The 13658-nt window shown below is 55.3% G+C and carries 18 protein-coding genes and 1 tRNA gene; 1 reads left to right on the top strand and 18 read right to left on the bottom strand.

Features of this window, described 5'->3' with window-relative positions:
* Positions 1-65: 65 nt before the first annotated feature.
* Positions 66-287 carry a trp RNA-binding attenuation protein MtrB gene (gene mtrB / locus AC6ROY_RS08515; protein WP_500099791.1) on the bottom strand — a complete coding sequence of 74 codons (222 nt, stop codon included), beginning with the start codon at positions 285-287 and terminating at the stop codon, positions 66-68.
* Between the two features lie 162 nt (positions 288-449).
* On the opposite strand from mtrB, the gene AC6ROY_RS08510 reads away from it, so the two are divergent.
* Positions 450-935 carry a ferritin-like domain-containing protein gene (locus AC6ROY_RS08510; RefSeq protein ID WP_500099892.1) on the top strand — a complete coding sequence of 162 codons (486 nt, stop codon included), beginning with the start codon at positions 450-452 and terminating at the stop codon, positions 933-935.
* Between the two features lie 115 nt (positions 936-1050).
* Here AC6ROY_RS08510 and AC6ROY_RS08505 read toward each other — a convergent pair whose 3' ends face one another.
* From AC6ROY_RS08505 to fni, 17 genes are all read right to left on the bottom strand, one after another.
* Entirely contained in the window at positions 1051-1761 is a 711-nt protein-coding gene (locus tag AC6ROY_RS08505) for a DUF421 domain-containing protein (protein ID WP_500099790.1), read from the bottom strand.
* A gap of 166 nt (positions 1762-1927) precedes the next feature.
* Positions 1928-2001, bottom strand: a tRNA-Pro gene (locus tag AC6ROY_RS08500).
* Positions 2002-2298: 297 nt separating this feature from the next.
* Complete coding sequence (hbs, locus tag AC6ROY_RS08495; RefSeq protein WP_072327675.1) at positions 2299-2571, bottom strand: non-specific DNA-binding protein Hbs; 273 nt, start codon at positions 2569-2571, stop codon at positions 2299-2301.
* Between the two features lie 188 nt (positions 2572-2759).
* A complete protein-coding gene (spoIVA, locus tag AC6ROY_RS08490; protein WP_500099789.1) occupies positions 2760-4238 on the bottom strand; it encodes a stage IV sporulation protein A in 1479 nt (492 codons plus the stop codon).
* Positions 4239-4524: 286 nt separating this feature from the next.
* Positions 4525-5247: a YphF family lipoprotein gene (locus AC6ROY_RS08485; protein WP_500099788.1), complete on the bottom strand. Its 723-nt coding sequence runs from the start codon at positions 5245-5247 to the stop codon at positions 4525-4527.
* Complete coding sequence (locus AC6ROY_RS08480; RefSeq protein WP_500099787.1) at positions 5244-5603, bottom strand: 2Fe-2S iron-sulfur cluster-binding protein; 360 nt, start codon at positions 5601-5603, stop codon at positions 5244-5246. Before AC6ROY_RS08480 ends, AC6ROY_RS08485 begins: the two co-directional genes overlap by 4 nt.
* A gap of 14 nt (positions 5604-5617) precedes the next feature.
* Positions 5618-6223, bottom strand: a complete 606-nt coding sequence (locus tag AC6ROY_RS08475; RefSeq protein WP_500099786.1) for a nucleotidyltransferase family protein — start codon at positions 6221-6223, stop codon at positions 5618-5620.
* Between the two features lie 56 nt (positions 6224-6279).
* A complete protein-coding gene (locus AC6ROY_RS08470; RefSeq protein ID WP_500099785.1) occupies positions 6280-6573 on the bottom strand; it encodes a 2Fe-2S iron-sulfur cluster-binding protein in 294 nt (97 codons plus the stop codon).
* 19 nt (positions 6574-6592) lie between these two features.
* Positions 6593-6772, bottom strand: a complete 180-nt coding sequence (locus tag AC6ROY_RS08465; protein WP_500099784.1) for a DUF2768 family protein — start codon at positions 6770-6772, stop codon at positions 6593-6595.
* A 148-nt stretch (positions 6773-6920) separates the two neighbouring features.
* Positions 6921-7184, bottom strand: a complete 264-nt coding sequence (locus tag AC6ROY_RS08460; RefSeq protein WP_500099890.1) for a stage VI sporulation protein F — start codon at positions 7182-7184, stop codon at positions 6921-6923.
* 282 nt (positions 7185-7466) lie between these two features.
* Entirely contained in the window at positions 7467-8516 is a 1050-nt protein-coding gene (locus AC6ROY_RS08455) for an NAD(P)H-dependent glycerol-3-phosphate dehydrogenase (RefSeq protein ID WP_500099783.1), read from the bottom strand.
* A 53-nt stretch (positions 8517-8569) separates the two neighbouring features.
* Complete coding sequence (plsY, locus tag AC6ROY_RS08450) at positions 8570-9169, bottom strand: glycerol-3-phosphate 1-O-acyltransferase PlsY (protein ID WP_500099782.1); 600 nt, start codon at positions 9167-9169, stop codon at positions 8570-8572.
* Between the two features lie 14 nt (positions 9170-9183).
* The gene (der, locus tag AC6ROY_RS08445; RefSeq protein ID WP_500099781.1) at positions 9184-10506 is read right to left on the bottom strand and encodes a ribosome biogenesis GTPase Der; all 1323 of its coding nucleotides are present in this window, start codon (positions 10504-10506) and stop codon (positions 9184-9186) included.
* 179 nt (positions 10507-10685) lie between these two features.
* Complete coding sequence (locus AC6ROY_RS08440; protein WP_500099780.1) at positions 10686-10880, bottom strand: capping complex subunit for YIEGIA; 195 nt, start codon at positions 10878-10880, stop codon at positions 10686-10688.
* A 3-nt stretch (positions 10881-10883) separates the two neighbouring features.
* Positions 10884-11801 (bottom strand): YIEGIA family protein, encoded by a 918-nt coding sequence (locus tag AC6ROY_RS08435; protein WP_500099779.1) that lies wholly within the window; start codon positions 11799-11801, stop codon positions 10884-10886.
* 60 nt (positions 11802-11861) lie between these two features.
* Positions 11862-12386, bottom strand: a complete 525-nt coding sequence (locus AC6ROY_RS08430; RefSeq protein ID WP_500099778.1) for a YphA family membrane protein — start codon at positions 12384-12386, stop codon at positions 11862-11864.
* A gap of 168 nt (positions 12387-12554) precedes the next feature.
* Entirely contained in the window at positions 12555-13622 is a 1068-nt protein-coding gene (gene fni / locus AC6ROY_RS08425) for a type 2 isopentenyl-diphosphate Delta-isomerase (protein ID WP_500099888.1), read from the bottom strand.
* Between the last annotated feature and the right edge of the window lie 36 nt (positions 13623-13658).

The following is a 13658-nucleotide window of genomic DNA, read 5'->3' as shown; positions in this document are numbered from 1 at the left end:
ATGGCCTGTCTGTTATCATTGTACAACGAAAAAAAGCAGGCTATGCCTGCCTCCGCGAAAGAAAATTATTCCTGCGTCTCTACCGTGCCGAACTTCGTCACGACGACAGCCTTGCCGCGTATTTTCACCGCCGAGGTATGCTCTGTAAACTGGGCGATCATGACCTCGCCTTTGTCCAGCTTCTCCGTATGATGAAACCGCGTATCCTGCCCGCGTGTCAATCCGATCACCTGCACGCCGTTTTCCTTAGCCTTGATAATGAAATATTCACTTTGGCTTGATTCCATGCCTTACGACCCCCCAGCCTGCAAGATAGTCCTAATGATGACGAAAAATGAACGGGATGTCAACACCCGCACGCACACATTAAGATTAGATACTTGGAAAGTTTGCTAACGATCCCACATAAAATGCCAAGTAACGATCCGTGAAGGAGGCGAACGAAATTGATGGTTTGGAACTACAATCAGGGGTATGGATGGTACCGCAAGGCCTTTCAACCCGTCTGGGCCACAAGTTACGTTGAAGCGCTGAACCTGATGAAGCAGTCCATTCAAGGAGAGAGAGCTGACGAGTTGTTCTACAATCAGCTCATCCAGCTGGCTCCGGGCAAGGAGCAGGCTGACATCATCTCCTCGATCCGGAATGATGAGAGAAGCCACAATAAGATGTTTCGCGAGATGCTGTTTGAGCTTACGGGACAGCAGCCCGGGCCGGGAAATGCGGAAGAGGCGGAGCCAGCGCCGGCTACTTACGCCCAGGGGCTGAAAACGGCCTTGTTCGGCGAACTATCCGCCGTAGAACGCTATCGCAAGCTGTGGTTCGGATTACCGGCAGGCGTCTACAAAGATACCGTGTTCGGCGTCATGCTCGACGAGCTGAAGCATGCAGACAAGTACAATTACCTGATTGGACAAACGAACGTGAGTCGTTGAGCAGGTCATCGGCATTGGATACGGAATGAAGGAGGACGTTTCCGCTGCGGAGGGAACGTCCTCTTTTTCACAAAATTGCCGGTCATTATGCCGCAAGCTCGCAGGTCATGCGGGTTTACTCGACATCGACCGGATGCTGTATACCATCTTCACGATAATCGAAATACAACTGCCCGTTACTTCCTCGCACGGCGTAAAATACATCTTCCGTTTTCTTATTGCGCGATTTCAGTTCCTTTTGCAGCCAATTGAGGGAGATTTGATTGGCATTCAGGTTTCCGTACAAAACACGTCCGTCCATAATAAGCTCAATCGGGAATTGATGATCGCCGCGTCCCGGTAGATGTAAATCCTGCAAGGTTGCGTTTCGATACGGTTCCTTCTTTTGGGTGGACAACTTGCCATTAATCTCTAAAATAGCATACTCCACTTCGTCAATATTAAAAATATCCTTCTGGCGAAGCAGCTGGTTCAGCGTATCCAGTGTCAAATTATTTTTCTTCAGGTTGCCCTCTAAAATTTTTCCACCTTCCATCAAGACGGACGGCGTGCCTTCGGTCCACATGCGCATCTTGCGAAAACGCACAAGCAGCTTGGACAAAAAGAATGACGTAAAAGTAAATACGAACAAGGAAATCATCAGATGACTGACCTGTATTTTATCGTTGAAAGCAAAATTCGCACCAGTGGCCCCAAGGATGACAGCCGTAATAAACTCGTGGAAATTCATGTTTGACAGCGTTTGTTTTCCTAAAATTCTGGTGATGCTCAAGAGAACGAGAAAGGCCGCGATGCTTCGAAGCATGATGATAACATGTTCACCCATCTGCACCAAGCCTCCATTCGTTTAGCTTGCTTTTACTTCCTCTGAGCTGGTAGATCGTTGTTTTAGTATGAAACATTTATAAGAAATACATACCTACTGAACTGCGTATAAAAGCATAAAGGCGACCCCCGTCTGACAAGGGTCACCTCTATGTGAAAAAAGCAAATCGGATTGACAGGATTTGAACCTGCGACCTCGCCCACCCCAAGGGCGCGCGCTACCAGACTGCGCCACAACCCGTTGTCCATGTTTTGGTACATCGTGCCGGCTTGCGCCATACCCCGATAACCAAAACCATCCATTCCGTTTCGCTATTATAGCATGTGCTTTCAGCAGCCGCAATACCATTTGCCCGGCGATTTGCCGCAGCCGACAAGTTGTTCTTGCGAGGATAGAAATTGTTCAGCTTCGTTGAAAACTAATAGATTCTATAATCATAAAAAAAGCGCCTGAGTGCACGACTCAGACGCCGGTGAAACGGGTACTTGCTATTCGAGCACGGGTCGTCTATGTAGAAGACACGATTGCCGATCAGTCCTATTGAATCCCGTCACGAAGTGCTTTGCCTGGCTTGAAAGCAGGGATTTTACTAGATGGGATTTCGATTTCTTCACCGGTTTGCGGGTTACGGCCTTTGCGGGCAGAGCGTTCGCGAACCTCGAAGTTTCCGAAGCCGACGAGCTGTACCTTATCGCCGCCTTGCAGCGCCTCGGAGATCGCCTCGAATACCGCCTCAACGGCTTTGGTTGCGTCTTTTTTGGACAGCTCGCTTGTTTCAGCGACTTTATTGATCAGATCGGATTTGTTCATGCCATTCACCTCCCCCCACAACATAGATGCCTTTATTTCATTTGTTCACGGTTTACAGGCAAAATATACATCCCATGTGAGTTTCTCCAGCAAATCAACCTTATAGTAATACAGGACTTCGCACTTTTCAAGTAAAAATGAAAAAATGCACCCGCAGGGGTACATTTTTTGACGGTTTCCGGTACGTCCTACAAGATAATGGCAATCAAACCGCCCGAGCCTTCGTTGATGATCCGGCCCAGCGTCTCCTGCAGCTTGTAGCGGGCATTGTCCGGCATCATCGCCAGCTTGCCTTGAATGCCCTCGCGAACAATCGAATGCAGGGAGCGGCCGAAAATGTCTGAATCCCAGATTTTCAACGGGTTGTCTTCGAAATCCTGCATCAGGTACCGGACAAGCTCCTCGCTTTGCTTCTCGGTCCCGATAATCGGGGAAAACTCCGACTCCACATCGACGCGGATCATATGAATGGACGGAGCCGTAGCCTTCAGCCGCACGCCAAAGCGGGAGCCCTGCCGGATCAGCTCCGGCTCGTCAAGCGCCATCTCGGCCAGCGTTGGCGGAGCGATGCCGTAGCCGGTCGTTTTGACCATTTCCAGCGCCTCGGCAAAATGATCGTATTCCCGCTTCGCATGCGTGAATTCCTGCATCAGCTGCAGCAAATGGTCTTTGCCGCGAATTTCTACGCCGACCACTTCCTGCAAAATGCCATCGTACAGCTCATCCGGCGCGTACAGGTCGATCTCGGCCACGCCCTGGCCCATATTCATGCCTGCCAGCGCCGCGCGGTCGATAAATTCGTACTCCTCGAAGCTGCTGACGACGCGGTCCACATCCCGCAGCCGGCGAATATCCTGAACCGTATCCCGTACGGAGTTTTCAAAATTGGAGCGCAGCCAATGATTTTCCTGCAGCACCATAACCCAGCTTGGCAGATTCACATTAACTTCGTGAACAGGGAATTCGTAAAGTACCTCACGGAGCACGGACGTAAAGTCGTCCTCGCCCATATTGGCGACACTAACCGTCACAACCGGTACATCGTGCCTCGCCTGCAGCTCGCTGCGCAGCTCCTGTGCGGCGTCACTGTTCGGCTTTGTCGAGTTGACAATGACAATAAACGGCTTGCCGACTTCCTTCAGCTCCTGAATGATCCGATCCTCGGCGTCCACATACGAGACACGTGGAATTTCGGCAATCGAGCCGTCCGTCGTAATGACGACGCCCAGTGTCGCATGCTCCTGAATGACTTTGCGCGTGCCGATTTCAGCAGCTTCCTGAAACGGAATCGCCTCGTCAAACCACGGCGTATTAATCATCCGTGGACCGCTTTCATCCTCGTACCCTTTGGCGCCTTCCACCACATACCCGACGCAATCAACCAGCCGCACATTGACATTCAGCCCTTCGGCGACGTGCAGCTGAACCGCGTTATTCGGCACAAATTTCGGCTCGGTCGTCATAATAGTACGTCCAGCCGCACTTTGCGGCAGCTCATCGGTCGCCCGGATGCGGTCCGCTTCATTCTGAATATTCGGCAGTACAATGGACTCCATAAAGCGTTTGATAAACGTGGATTTCCCCGTACGGACCGCTCCAACGACCCCCAGGTAAATATCCCCGCCAGTACGCTCTGCAATGTCCTTAAAGATATCTACTTTTTCCAATGAGAATCCCTCCTACAGGTTGTTAAAACGAAACGCGTACATGCTTAGGACTAGTACAAATATATGTACAGCAGACAAAAATATGATGACAGACTCGCAATTTTATTCGTCCCCCCCTGCCGAATCCGCTCTGACTCAAATCCTTCTGCACGCCCGGACCACCGGGCAAATGTTCATCCTCAGGCAACTATATGCACGCTGAGCGCCCCATATTCGGATAATGGCAAAACAAACAGCCCCGATCCGCGCCTTGTGCATAAGGCGAATCGGGGCTGTTCAGCTTGCTTTACGGCTCGGTAATCGTCTCCGGCTGACCATTGCGCCACCGGTAGCCAAACGAACGCGCAGGGACAAAATAAGACGCTTCGACAAGCAGCGCCCGCAAGTCCTGATCCGGCGTCAGCTCGGCTTGCAGCTTCTTCTTGTCAATCAGCCGCATCAGCTCGGGTGCGTAGTCAATCGCAACCATGCCGGAATCATGCAGCAAAAACGGCAGCCTCACCTGCGGCGTATAGACGCTGCGCGCCTCGGCCGGCTTGCGGTTCAGCTTGGCGAAGTCGATCGTATGGAAGCCTTGAACGACAGGCTCGCCGAACGGCAGAGCGCCTTGCTTGGTTTGATACTCCCGCACCGCCTGCTGCAAATCCATCGCTTGCTGGAATGAAGTCAGATCAAGCATTTTGACCGTCGGCTTCGTCTCGACATCTACCAGCACATAAATTGCCGTCCCGCCGCTTTCAAATGCATTGCCGGGCACGGAGCTGAGGTAGAGCCCTTTCAGCTTTTTGAAATCTATTGGATATTTCTCGTATAACGGGGTCGCCTCTTCACTGTTTTTGATCGGCAGCACGCCCGTTTTTTCCTTGAATTGATCGACCGCATGCTGGACCACCATCACATATTCTCCGCTGGCCAGCTGATTTTCCTTGCGCAGCTCGTCCGGGTACATACAGCCGCCCAGTAGAGCCATCAGGATCAGCAATACACCGAGCCCGCTCCAACGCGTCATGGCCACTCCTCCCTCTCCTGCTGCTGACGTTCAAGCTGCCGGCGGATGGCGCTTTTAAGCGGGTCCTCCGGTACGGTAGCGTCAACAGCCGCCTTGCCGTTTGTTTTAGCCTGACAAGCCAGACGAAAGCCCTCGTCGGCCAGTGTGCCCAGCTTGAGCCGTTCATTCGTATTCATCGGGTACAGCCCTGCTTGCGCCTCGGGCGCAACCTGCACCTTGCACATCAGACAGGCCGCTTTGCCGTCGCAGCGGGTACGGATCGGCACCTTCGCCCGTCGGGCCGCCTCCAGCAGCGTCCCGCCCGGTCTGGCCTGCACCGATTTGCGGTCAGGCCAAAATGTAATGTCAGCTGCCATCGTTCGCCTCCTCTCTACAGCGCCAGCAGCTCAGCCAGCAGCGCCCGTACAGGCGGCGCCAGCCGGTTGCGTTCGGTCAGCTGCTCCAGCAGCAGCACATGAGCTTGCCGGTCTGTCTGGCGGCACACAGCCGCAATCGCTTCGTAACGGTCCGCACGATCGCGCAGCACGTTAAAGATCAGCTCATGGACAAGCGGCATCAGCCGCGTCTGGCGGCCATTGCCCAGCATGAAGCTGACCGGAGCAGCGCTCAGCAGGCTGCCGACATCCACCTCGTACGCACTGTCCCGGGCCCGAACCTCAAACGCTCCGACCAGCTCAACCGAACAGCCGCCAATCTGATAATGACTGAGCAGCGATCGATACGGGGGCGTCTCATTCAGCTCCTGTTCATCTACGGAATAAGCGGACAACGCGCCATGCAAACGCCGGGCGTCCTCCTTGTCCGCATACACATCCAAATCGCGCGGCTCGGCAGCGAGCAGTCCCCCCTGCAGCAGCAAGCCGGTGCTTCCGCCAACAGCCCAAACAGCCCCGAGCGGCCGAAGCGTTTGCTCAAGCACAGCTAACGCGGCTTCGGTCTGCTCCGGCATCCTGATTTTTTTATTTGTACTCGCCATCTCATCCTCATCCTGTTCCGATCGCAGCCAGCGTCCCGCATCCGGCCTAGCGTTTACTAAAAAAACGGCTTGAGTGAGGCCGTAACCGGTCCCGCAGCCCGAAGCTCCGCCTGGCAGCCAAGCCGCATGCCCTGCTCAAGCTCCTCCGGCTCCAGGTTGTCCAGCTCCGCATCCGTCGGGGCGCTTAAATGTTCAGCTCCCTCCGTCACGATACATCGGCAGCGGGAGCATGTCCCCCGCGTACATGAAAAGCTCCAGTCAATCTTATGCTTCATCGCGAGGTCCAGCAGGGTCAAGCCCAGCTCAGGCTCTACCGTTTTGCGGACGCTGCGCCCTTTTAACGTAATCATGAATCGCGGCCTCCCTTCCCTATAACATCGAAGCCATCATATAGATTAAAATCGGAATAAATAAAATAAAAGCCAGCAGCGACAGCAGCACCCGGGTAACGCCCTTTGTCCGCGTCCTCGCGTACGTAATCAGCAGTGACGCCACAATCATCAAGCCAATCGCCACAAATGATGCCCACATCTTGTCCAATGGTGTCATGTTTCGTCTAACCTCCACTTTACCTGCGCCCGGCAGCTCTTCTGCTTATCATAACATAGGGCATGTTCCGAATCGAAATCTTTTCGAAAAGAACCTCACAAGAAAAAAGGCACCAGCGCCGTATCCGGACGCTCGTGCCACCACACGGTTACTTTTTCATAATCATCTTCATCAATTGCTCCATATTCGTCGTGCTCATCTTGCTGCCCTTAATCGCGGCGATCAGCTCGTTCATCGTCTGTTCGGACACCGGAACACTAACGAGATTCGACACTTGCTTGATTAATTGCCTGAGCTGGGCGTCACTTTGCATCGTTGCAGGCTTCACGCCGCTGGCCAGCTTATAGATGTCCTTCTCGGACACGTTTTTTCCGGTCTTCTTTTTAACGACGTTTAGCACGTCTTTTGACATATTTTTGTTGGACACAGCAGTACCTCCTCAGACTCGATATGCGACTTAGCCAACTGCCCCGCTAAGCGAATGTCTGAGGTAGTATATGTACGATGTCGTCCAGCCGTATAGGCGCTTGCCCTAGGGCGTGTCTCAAAAATCGCTGAAGTGCATCTTTTACCGCCTTTTCGCCCCCTGCCGCGTCACTTTCCCTTGACGTGCCCCCGCACGCCTGCGAAAAACTTCCTCGCTTGGAACGAAAATTCGGCAAAATCTGCTGGCTTCAGCGTTTTCAGACACGCCCTAGCGGAACCAGCCGGATTGCGACGAATCTGCGATTTCCTCAATCTCGTGGGTCCGTCCGCGGCCCATCAGATCCTCAACCGCCTCACGCGGCGTCTTGCCGTCGAACAATACATGGTGCAGCTCGGCGGTAATCGGCATAGCGATCCCGTACTGCTCCGCAAGCTTATACGCGGCCTGCGTCGTCTTCACGCCTTCCACAACCATCCCCATTCGCTCCAGCACCTCTTCGAGCTTGAAGCCTTGGGCCAGCATCGAGCCGGCGCGCCAGTTGCGGCTATGTTGGCTCGTGCACGTAACGACGAGATCGCCAACGCCCGCCAGTCCGGCAAATGTAAGCGGCTTGGCGCCCATCGCCGTGCCGAGACGGGCGATTTCGGCCAGCCCGCGCGTCAGCAGCGCGGCCTTGGCATTATCGCCGAAGCCAAGTCCGTCCGTCAAACCGGCGCCGAGCGCAATAATGTTTTTCAGCGCGCCGCTGACCTCCACCCCGATGACATCGGGATTGGTATACACGCGGAAGCTGTTATTAATCAGCAGGTCCTGCGCCTTCTCAGCGGCTTCCTTATCCAGGGAGGCAACCACAACCGTCGTCGGACATTGACGGATCACTTCCTCGGCGTGACTTGGGCCGGACAGCACGACGATCCGGTTCGGATCAACCTGCGGCAGCTCGTCCGCGAGCACCTCGCTCATCCGCTTCAGCGTCCCGGCCTCGAAGCCTTTGGTCGCATGGACAAGCAGCGTGTGCTCCTGCAAATATGGACGAAGCTGGGCGGCAATCATCCGCATCGCGGAGGACGGAGCAACAACGAAGACCGCATCCGCGCCTGCGACCGCCGCTTCCATATCGGTCGTGGCGCGAATCGACTCGGACAACACCGCATCGCTCAAAAACCGCGAATTGCGATGCTGTTCATTTATTTCCCGCACTTGCTCGGCATTGCGTGACCAGAGCGCAACCTCATGGCCGTTCTCAGCCAAGACGGAGGCGATGGCCGTTCCCCAGCTTCCGGCAACAAGCACGGCTGTTTTCGAAGCATGTGTCATTGGCGGCATCCCCTTTTCAGTCATTCGGGTTTACATTCGTACACCATGCAGGCCTAAGCCTGACGTTTGGCGCCGAGCTTGTTTTCCTGACCCTTGATCAGCTTGACGATATTGCTGCGGTGACGGAACCAGGCGAACACAAACAACAGCACGCTCAGCCAGAAAATTTCCATCGGACGGCCCATCAGCCAGATCAGCAGCGGCAGCAGCGCCGTAAACAGCAAGGAGCCAAGCGAGACGTAGCGTGTCCACACAATCGAGAGAATGGCGACAACACCAGCCAGCAGCGCAGGCAAAAACGCCAGCGACACCATCACGCCGATCGTCGTAGCAATCCCTTTGCCTCCGCGGAAGCCGAAAAATACCGGCCAGTTATGGCCGACAATGACGCAAATGCCCGCAAGCACAAGAAACAGCGGCTGGCCTCCGCTAAGCAGATGACCGAGCCAAACGGCGGCCACACCCTTGAGCATATCCAGCAGCAGCACCGTAATGCCCGGCCCCTTGCCCAGCACGCGCAGCGTATTCGTAGCTCCGGCATTGCCGCTCCCGTGCTGGCGGATGTCGATCCCCTTCAGCAGCTTTCCCGCAAGAAAGCTGAAGCTGATCGAGCCGAGTAAATATCCAATAAGCAGTGAACTCCAAGCCCACACAAGCGCCACTCCTGTCAATCGTCTTCAGACTTACGTCGGGTGAATATACGCAACGGCGTGCCTTCGAAAGCGAAAGCCGCCCGGATTTTATTGTCCAGATACCGTTCGTAAGAAAAGTGCATCAGCTCCGGATCGTTGACGAACAAAACCATCGTCGGAGGCTTGACCGCCACCTGGGTAACATAATTAATCCGCATCCGTCTGCCCTTATCGGTCGGCGGCGGATTAAGCGCTACCGCATCCGATACGATTTCATTCAGCACATGCGTCGGCACGCGAAGCGCATGCTGCTCGGCCACATGGTTGACCATCGGCAGCAGCTTATGCAGCTTGACCTTCGTCTTCGCAGACAAATAAGTAACCGGCGCATACGTCATAAACAGGAAGTGGTCGCGGATTTTCTGTGTGAACTGGTGCATCGTCTTGTCATCCTTCTCGACAACATCCCATTTGTTCACGACGAAAATCGACGCTTTGCCGGCGTCATGCGCGTATCCGGCAATGTGCTTATCCTGCTCGATGATGCCTTCTTCCCCGTTGAATACGACAAGCACGACATCCGCCCGCTCAATCGCCTTCATCGCCCGCATCACACTGTACTTCTCCGTATTTTCGTACACTTTCCCCCGCTTGCGCATACCTGCGGTGTCAATAATGACGTATTTCTGGCCGTCCTTCTCAAACGGGGTGTCGATCGCGTCGCGGGTCGTACCGGCCACATCGCTGACGATAACGCGCTCTTCCCCAAGCAGCGCATTCACAAGCGACGATTTGCCGACATTCGGGCGGCCGATCAGCGCGACTTTGATGACATCCTCGCCGTACTCCTCCTCGACCGTATCCGGGAAGTGATTCGTCACGGCTTCCAGCAGATCGCCAATTCCGGTGCCATGCGAGCCTGAGATCCCGACAACCTCGCCGAAGCCGAGGCTGTAGAACTCGTAAATATCGTCCATCCGCCCCAAATTATCGACCTTGTTGGCCGCGATAATAACCGGCTTCTGCGCGCGGAACAGCATCTCTGCCACCTCGCTGTCCGCAGGCGTAATGCCTGACTTCGCATCCACCATAAAAATGATCACGTCGGCTTCCTCGATCGCCAGCTCAGCCTGCATGCGTACAGAGCGCATGATCTGGTCTTCGCCTTCGATCTCGATGCCTCCGGTATCAATGATGCTGAATTCGCGGTCCAGCCATTCTCCACGTCCGTACAAACGGTCCCGGGTTACGCCCGGTTTATCCTCTACGATTGCCAGCTTATCGCCGATAATCCGATTAAAGATCGTCGATTTCCCTACGTTCGGTCGGCCGACGATTGCCACAGTTGGCCTTGCCATGAACTTCATTCCCTTCGCAAAAACGCATAAATCCAACCATTTTAAGTTAAATATCAACAATATATTATAGCAAACGAAACAGCGCAAGTAAACCGGCTGGTTCGCTTGCGCCGAACATTCGCATCGTATATCCAACCCTCTGTTCAATTCTCCATTCAATCCTCTGTTCAATCTTCCGCTCAGCTCTCCGTCTGGCCGCCATGCTGCACCAGAATCATCGTCCCGTTTTGCAGGTCATGGGCAGCCGCATCCAAAATTTTCTCCAGCCGGAATGCCGTTTGCTGTCTTTCCTGTTCACTCGCGACGATAAAAATCGGCGCTCCCCCCGCTACCTGCTCCCTATGGATCGTAACAATCGCGCGAATGACCGCCATCGACTATCCCCCTGCCTTTCCGCTCAGTTGCTGATCGTCCGCTTCCGACGGCATGCGGACCGCGCTTTCGAGAATCGGCGACGCCAGCCCGACCCGGCGTGCCTTCTCGGGGTTATGCTCCTGCGGCAGCAGCAGCACGGCCAGCCGGCCGTTTTTCATATCCAGCTTGGCAAGCGGCAGCAGCGAAGGCTCCCCCTCGTCGCGGTACACCCCCATGATCGTGGACAGGTCGTGCAAAATCGCCTGACGCTGACCCGGATTGGCTAAGGTTACCCGCGCATTTTTATTGTTTGGCGTAAATACAAGCCCAATCGCATGCTCTCGGATCGCCTGCTGCGTATCTTCCAATCCGACGTTCATAATATAGATCGTATCCACGAATAAATCCGGCCCGTCCAGCCGAACCTCGCCGACCGTTACCTCGGCAATATGCGCCAAGCTTTTTCCCGTCTTAAAATAGTTGGTTACAGCCATCGCTGCCACCCCAGCCGCCACCCCCCAGTACCAGGCAAACACCGTACCGAAAAAAGCGGTCGTAAATGCGGTAAAAATAACAAGATAGTTGCGTCCTTCAAACACCATCGCAATGCCTTCAATATAAGTCGCCCCGCGCGGCACAAGCTCCAGACTGTCAATTTTGCTCAGCGTATTCCGTTCCATGTTGCGCACGTCGCGGAACTGCTGGGCCGCCATCGCCAGAAATGTGATCGCTGTATAATTTTTCTCCAGCAGCGACGGAACCGCTACTGCGCCAAGTCCGGCTGCAATGACGCCAAGCGACAAATGAATAATTTTACCATGCGGGTAAGTCGGGTATTGCCGATAGTCGGTCCGCAGCATCAGCACGCGGGCCGCCATGCCAAACAGCACGCCCAGCCCGATGCCGACGGTGAATCGCTGCTCGATCATCCATCCCCACATCTGCATTCCTCCGTTCGTCGCCAAGTTCTGGTTCTGGACGGGGCCTCCGGTGTGACCGGACTACCGCATCCGCAAAGTATCCCCGAGCGCGCGCAGCACCCTGCGCGTCGCTCCAAGCAGCAGCTCCAGCGTCAGCGAGCCGCCGCGTGCGATAAACACGCTCAGCCACCACAGGTCGCCGAGCGCGGCGTTGCCGAGCACCGCTTCTCCGATGCCGCCATGCGCATAGAGCAGCAGCCCGTCGCCCAGCAGCAAACCGCCGGCGAGCGCCCCGAGCTGCAGCACGGGAGTACGCAGCAGCACAGAAGCAAGCAAACCGAGCAGCAGCGCTTGCGTCAACCCGACATTGCCGACGATCAGCCGGGGCAGCAGATGCAGCATTTCATTCATCAGCATGTGCAGCGCTCCCAGCAGCAGCGTGACGGATAACAGATGAAACCGGAGCCAGCCGCCTGACGCACGCACCAGCGCGTAAGCCGCAACCGCAGCCAGCACAACAGCTGTCCCGTGCAGCTGAATGCCGTGCCAACGCAAATTAAGCGGCAGCAGCGCCAGCCAGAGCATAAAAAAAAGAAGTAAACTCATCCGAGTAATACCTCTTATCAAAACATCGTTCCAGCCGCTCACGCCTAGAATCAGAGCGCTGGTTCCAAGCACCAGCGATACGTAACCTGCATTCATCATGTGCGTTCACCTTAGAAAAAGCGCATTCCTCTCTTTTTCCTTAGTATGGCTGTCTGTATCAAGTTTTATTTACGTGTAGGCGTATCCATCTCGCTGAGCCAGCAGCTTTGTATTTATGCCGCGCGCCGCGCACCAATGCGCGGTTTCGCCGCTGACGACTACCGGCACCTGCCGCAGCGTGTCCAGATCCGGCGCGCCAAGCGCTGTCATCAGCAGCCGCAAATCGTGATGCAGCGAGCCAATAAATGCAATCAGCGCCTCCGTGCCAGCCGTACGCTGCACACGCAGCATCGCGCCTGCCATCCCGACAGCCGATGCGCCGAGCACCAGCGACTTGACGGCCTCCAGCGCGCTGCCGATGCCGCCGGTTGCGATGACGGCCGGCTTACTGCCATCCGCTGCGTCAAAGCGGCGCACGGCTTCCAGCCCTTCCAGCAGCGAAATGCATGTATTGGCGCCCCAGTCGTTGAGCCAGCCGAGCGGCTCCGCTCTGCGGGCATTTTCAATGGCCGCAAAGTTCGTGCCGCCTGAGCCGCCGACATCGACGATACGCACGCCTGCCTTCAGCAGCGCCTCCGCGCTTTCGCGGGCCATGCCGAAGCCGACCTCCTTGACGATTACCGGCACGCCGACCGCTTCCACAATGCGAATGATCCGCTCCAGCATCCCCGTGAAGTCGCGATCTCCCTCAGGCATGATCAGCTCCTGCATCACATTTAAATGAATCTGCAGCGCATCCGCCCTGATCATTTCAACAGCACGTTCCGCCTGATCGAGCGTCGCTTCGCTGCCCAGATTTCCGAAGACGACGCCTCGCGGGTTCACATCGCGAACAACCCGGTAGCTCGCCGCCACCTCCGGATTTTTAATAGCCGACATTTGCGAGCCTACGGCCATCGCAAGTCCCGTTTCCCGCGCGGCAATCGCCAGCTCGCGGTTAATTTCCTCTGTTTCCGTCGCCCCGCCGGTCATCGCATTAATAACAATCGGCGAACTCAAGGAGAGTTCGCCGATCTGGGTATGCCATACGATGTGCTCCGTCGAGGTTCCGGGCAAGCAGTTTGGAATCAGCTTAATGTCCGAGAAGCCGTGAAGGCCGCTTTGACCAAGCTGGAGAGCATGATGCACATGCTCCATTTTCCGTGGAATACGCACCCTGGTTCCCTCTCTTCG

The sequence above is a fragment of the Paenibacillus sp. sg306046 genome (assembly GCF_059821225.1).
Note: the sequence above shows the minus strand (reverse complement) of the source record. Positions and strands in the feature narration are given on the sequence as shown.

Coding starts and splice junctions, on each gene's coding strand:
- mtrB (WP_500099791.1), bottom strand. CDS start 287: ATGGAATCAAGCCAAAGTGAATATTTCATTATCAAGGCTAAGGAAAAC.
- AC6ROY_RS08510 (WP_500099892.1), top strand. CDS start 450: ATGGTTTGGAACTACAATCAGGGGTATGGATGGTACCGCAAGGCCTTT.
- AC6ROY_RS08505 (WP_500099790.1), bottom strand. CDS start 1,761: ATGGGTGAACATGTTATCATCATGCTTCGAAGCATCGCGGCCTTTCTC.
- hbs (WP_072327675.1), bottom strand. CDS start 2,571: ATGAACAAATCCGATCTGATCAATAAAGTCGCTGAAACAAGCGAGCTG.
- AC6ROY_RS08485 (WP_500099788.1), bottom strand. CDS start 5,247: ATGACGCGTTGGAGCGGGCTCGGTGTATTGCTGATCCTGATGGCTCTA.
- AC6ROY_RS08480 (WP_500099787.1), bottom strand. CDS start 5,603: ATGGCAGCTGACATTACATTTTGGCCTGACCGCAAATCGGTGCAGGCC.
- AC6ROY_RS08475 (WP_500099786.1), bottom strand. CDS start 6,223: ATGGCGAGTACAAATAAAAAAATCAGGATGCCGGAGCAGACCGAAGCC.
- AC6ROY_RS08470 (WP_500099785.1), bottom strand. CDS start 6,573: ATGATTACGTTAAAAGGGCGCAGCGTCCGCAAAACGGTAGAGCCTGAG.
- AC6ROY_RS08465 (WP_500099784.1), bottom strand. CDS start 6,772: ATGACACCATTGGACAAGATGTGGGCATCATTTGTGGCGATTGGCTTG.
- AC6ROY_RS08460 (WP_500099890.1), bottom strand. CDS start 7,184: ATGTCAAAAGACGTGCTAAACGTCGTTAAAAAGAAGACCGGAAAAAAC.
- AC6ROY_RS08455 (WP_500099783.1), bottom strand. CDS start 8,516: ATGACACATGCTTCGAAAACAGCCGTGCTTGTTGCCGGAAGCTGGGGA.
- der (WP_500099781.1), bottom strand. CDS start 10,506: ATGGCAAGGCCAACTGTGGCAATCGTCGGCCGACCGAACGTAGGGAAA.
- AC6ROY_RS08440 (WP_500099780.1), bottom strand. CDS start 10,880: ATGGCGGTCATTCGCGCGATTGTTACGATCCATAGGGAGCAGGTAGCG.
- AC6ROY_RS08435 (WP_500099779.1), bottom strand. CDS start 11,801: ATGTGGGGATGGATGATCGAGCAGCGATTCACCGTCGGCATCGGGCTG.
- AC6ROY_RS08430 (WP_500099778.1), bottom strand. CDS start 12,386: ATGAGTTTACTTCTTTTTTTTATGCTCTGGCTGGCGCTGCTGCCGCTT.
- fni (WP_500099888.1), bottom strand. CDS start 13,622: ATGGAGCATGTGCATCATGCTCTCCAGCTTGGTCAAAGCGGCCTTCAC.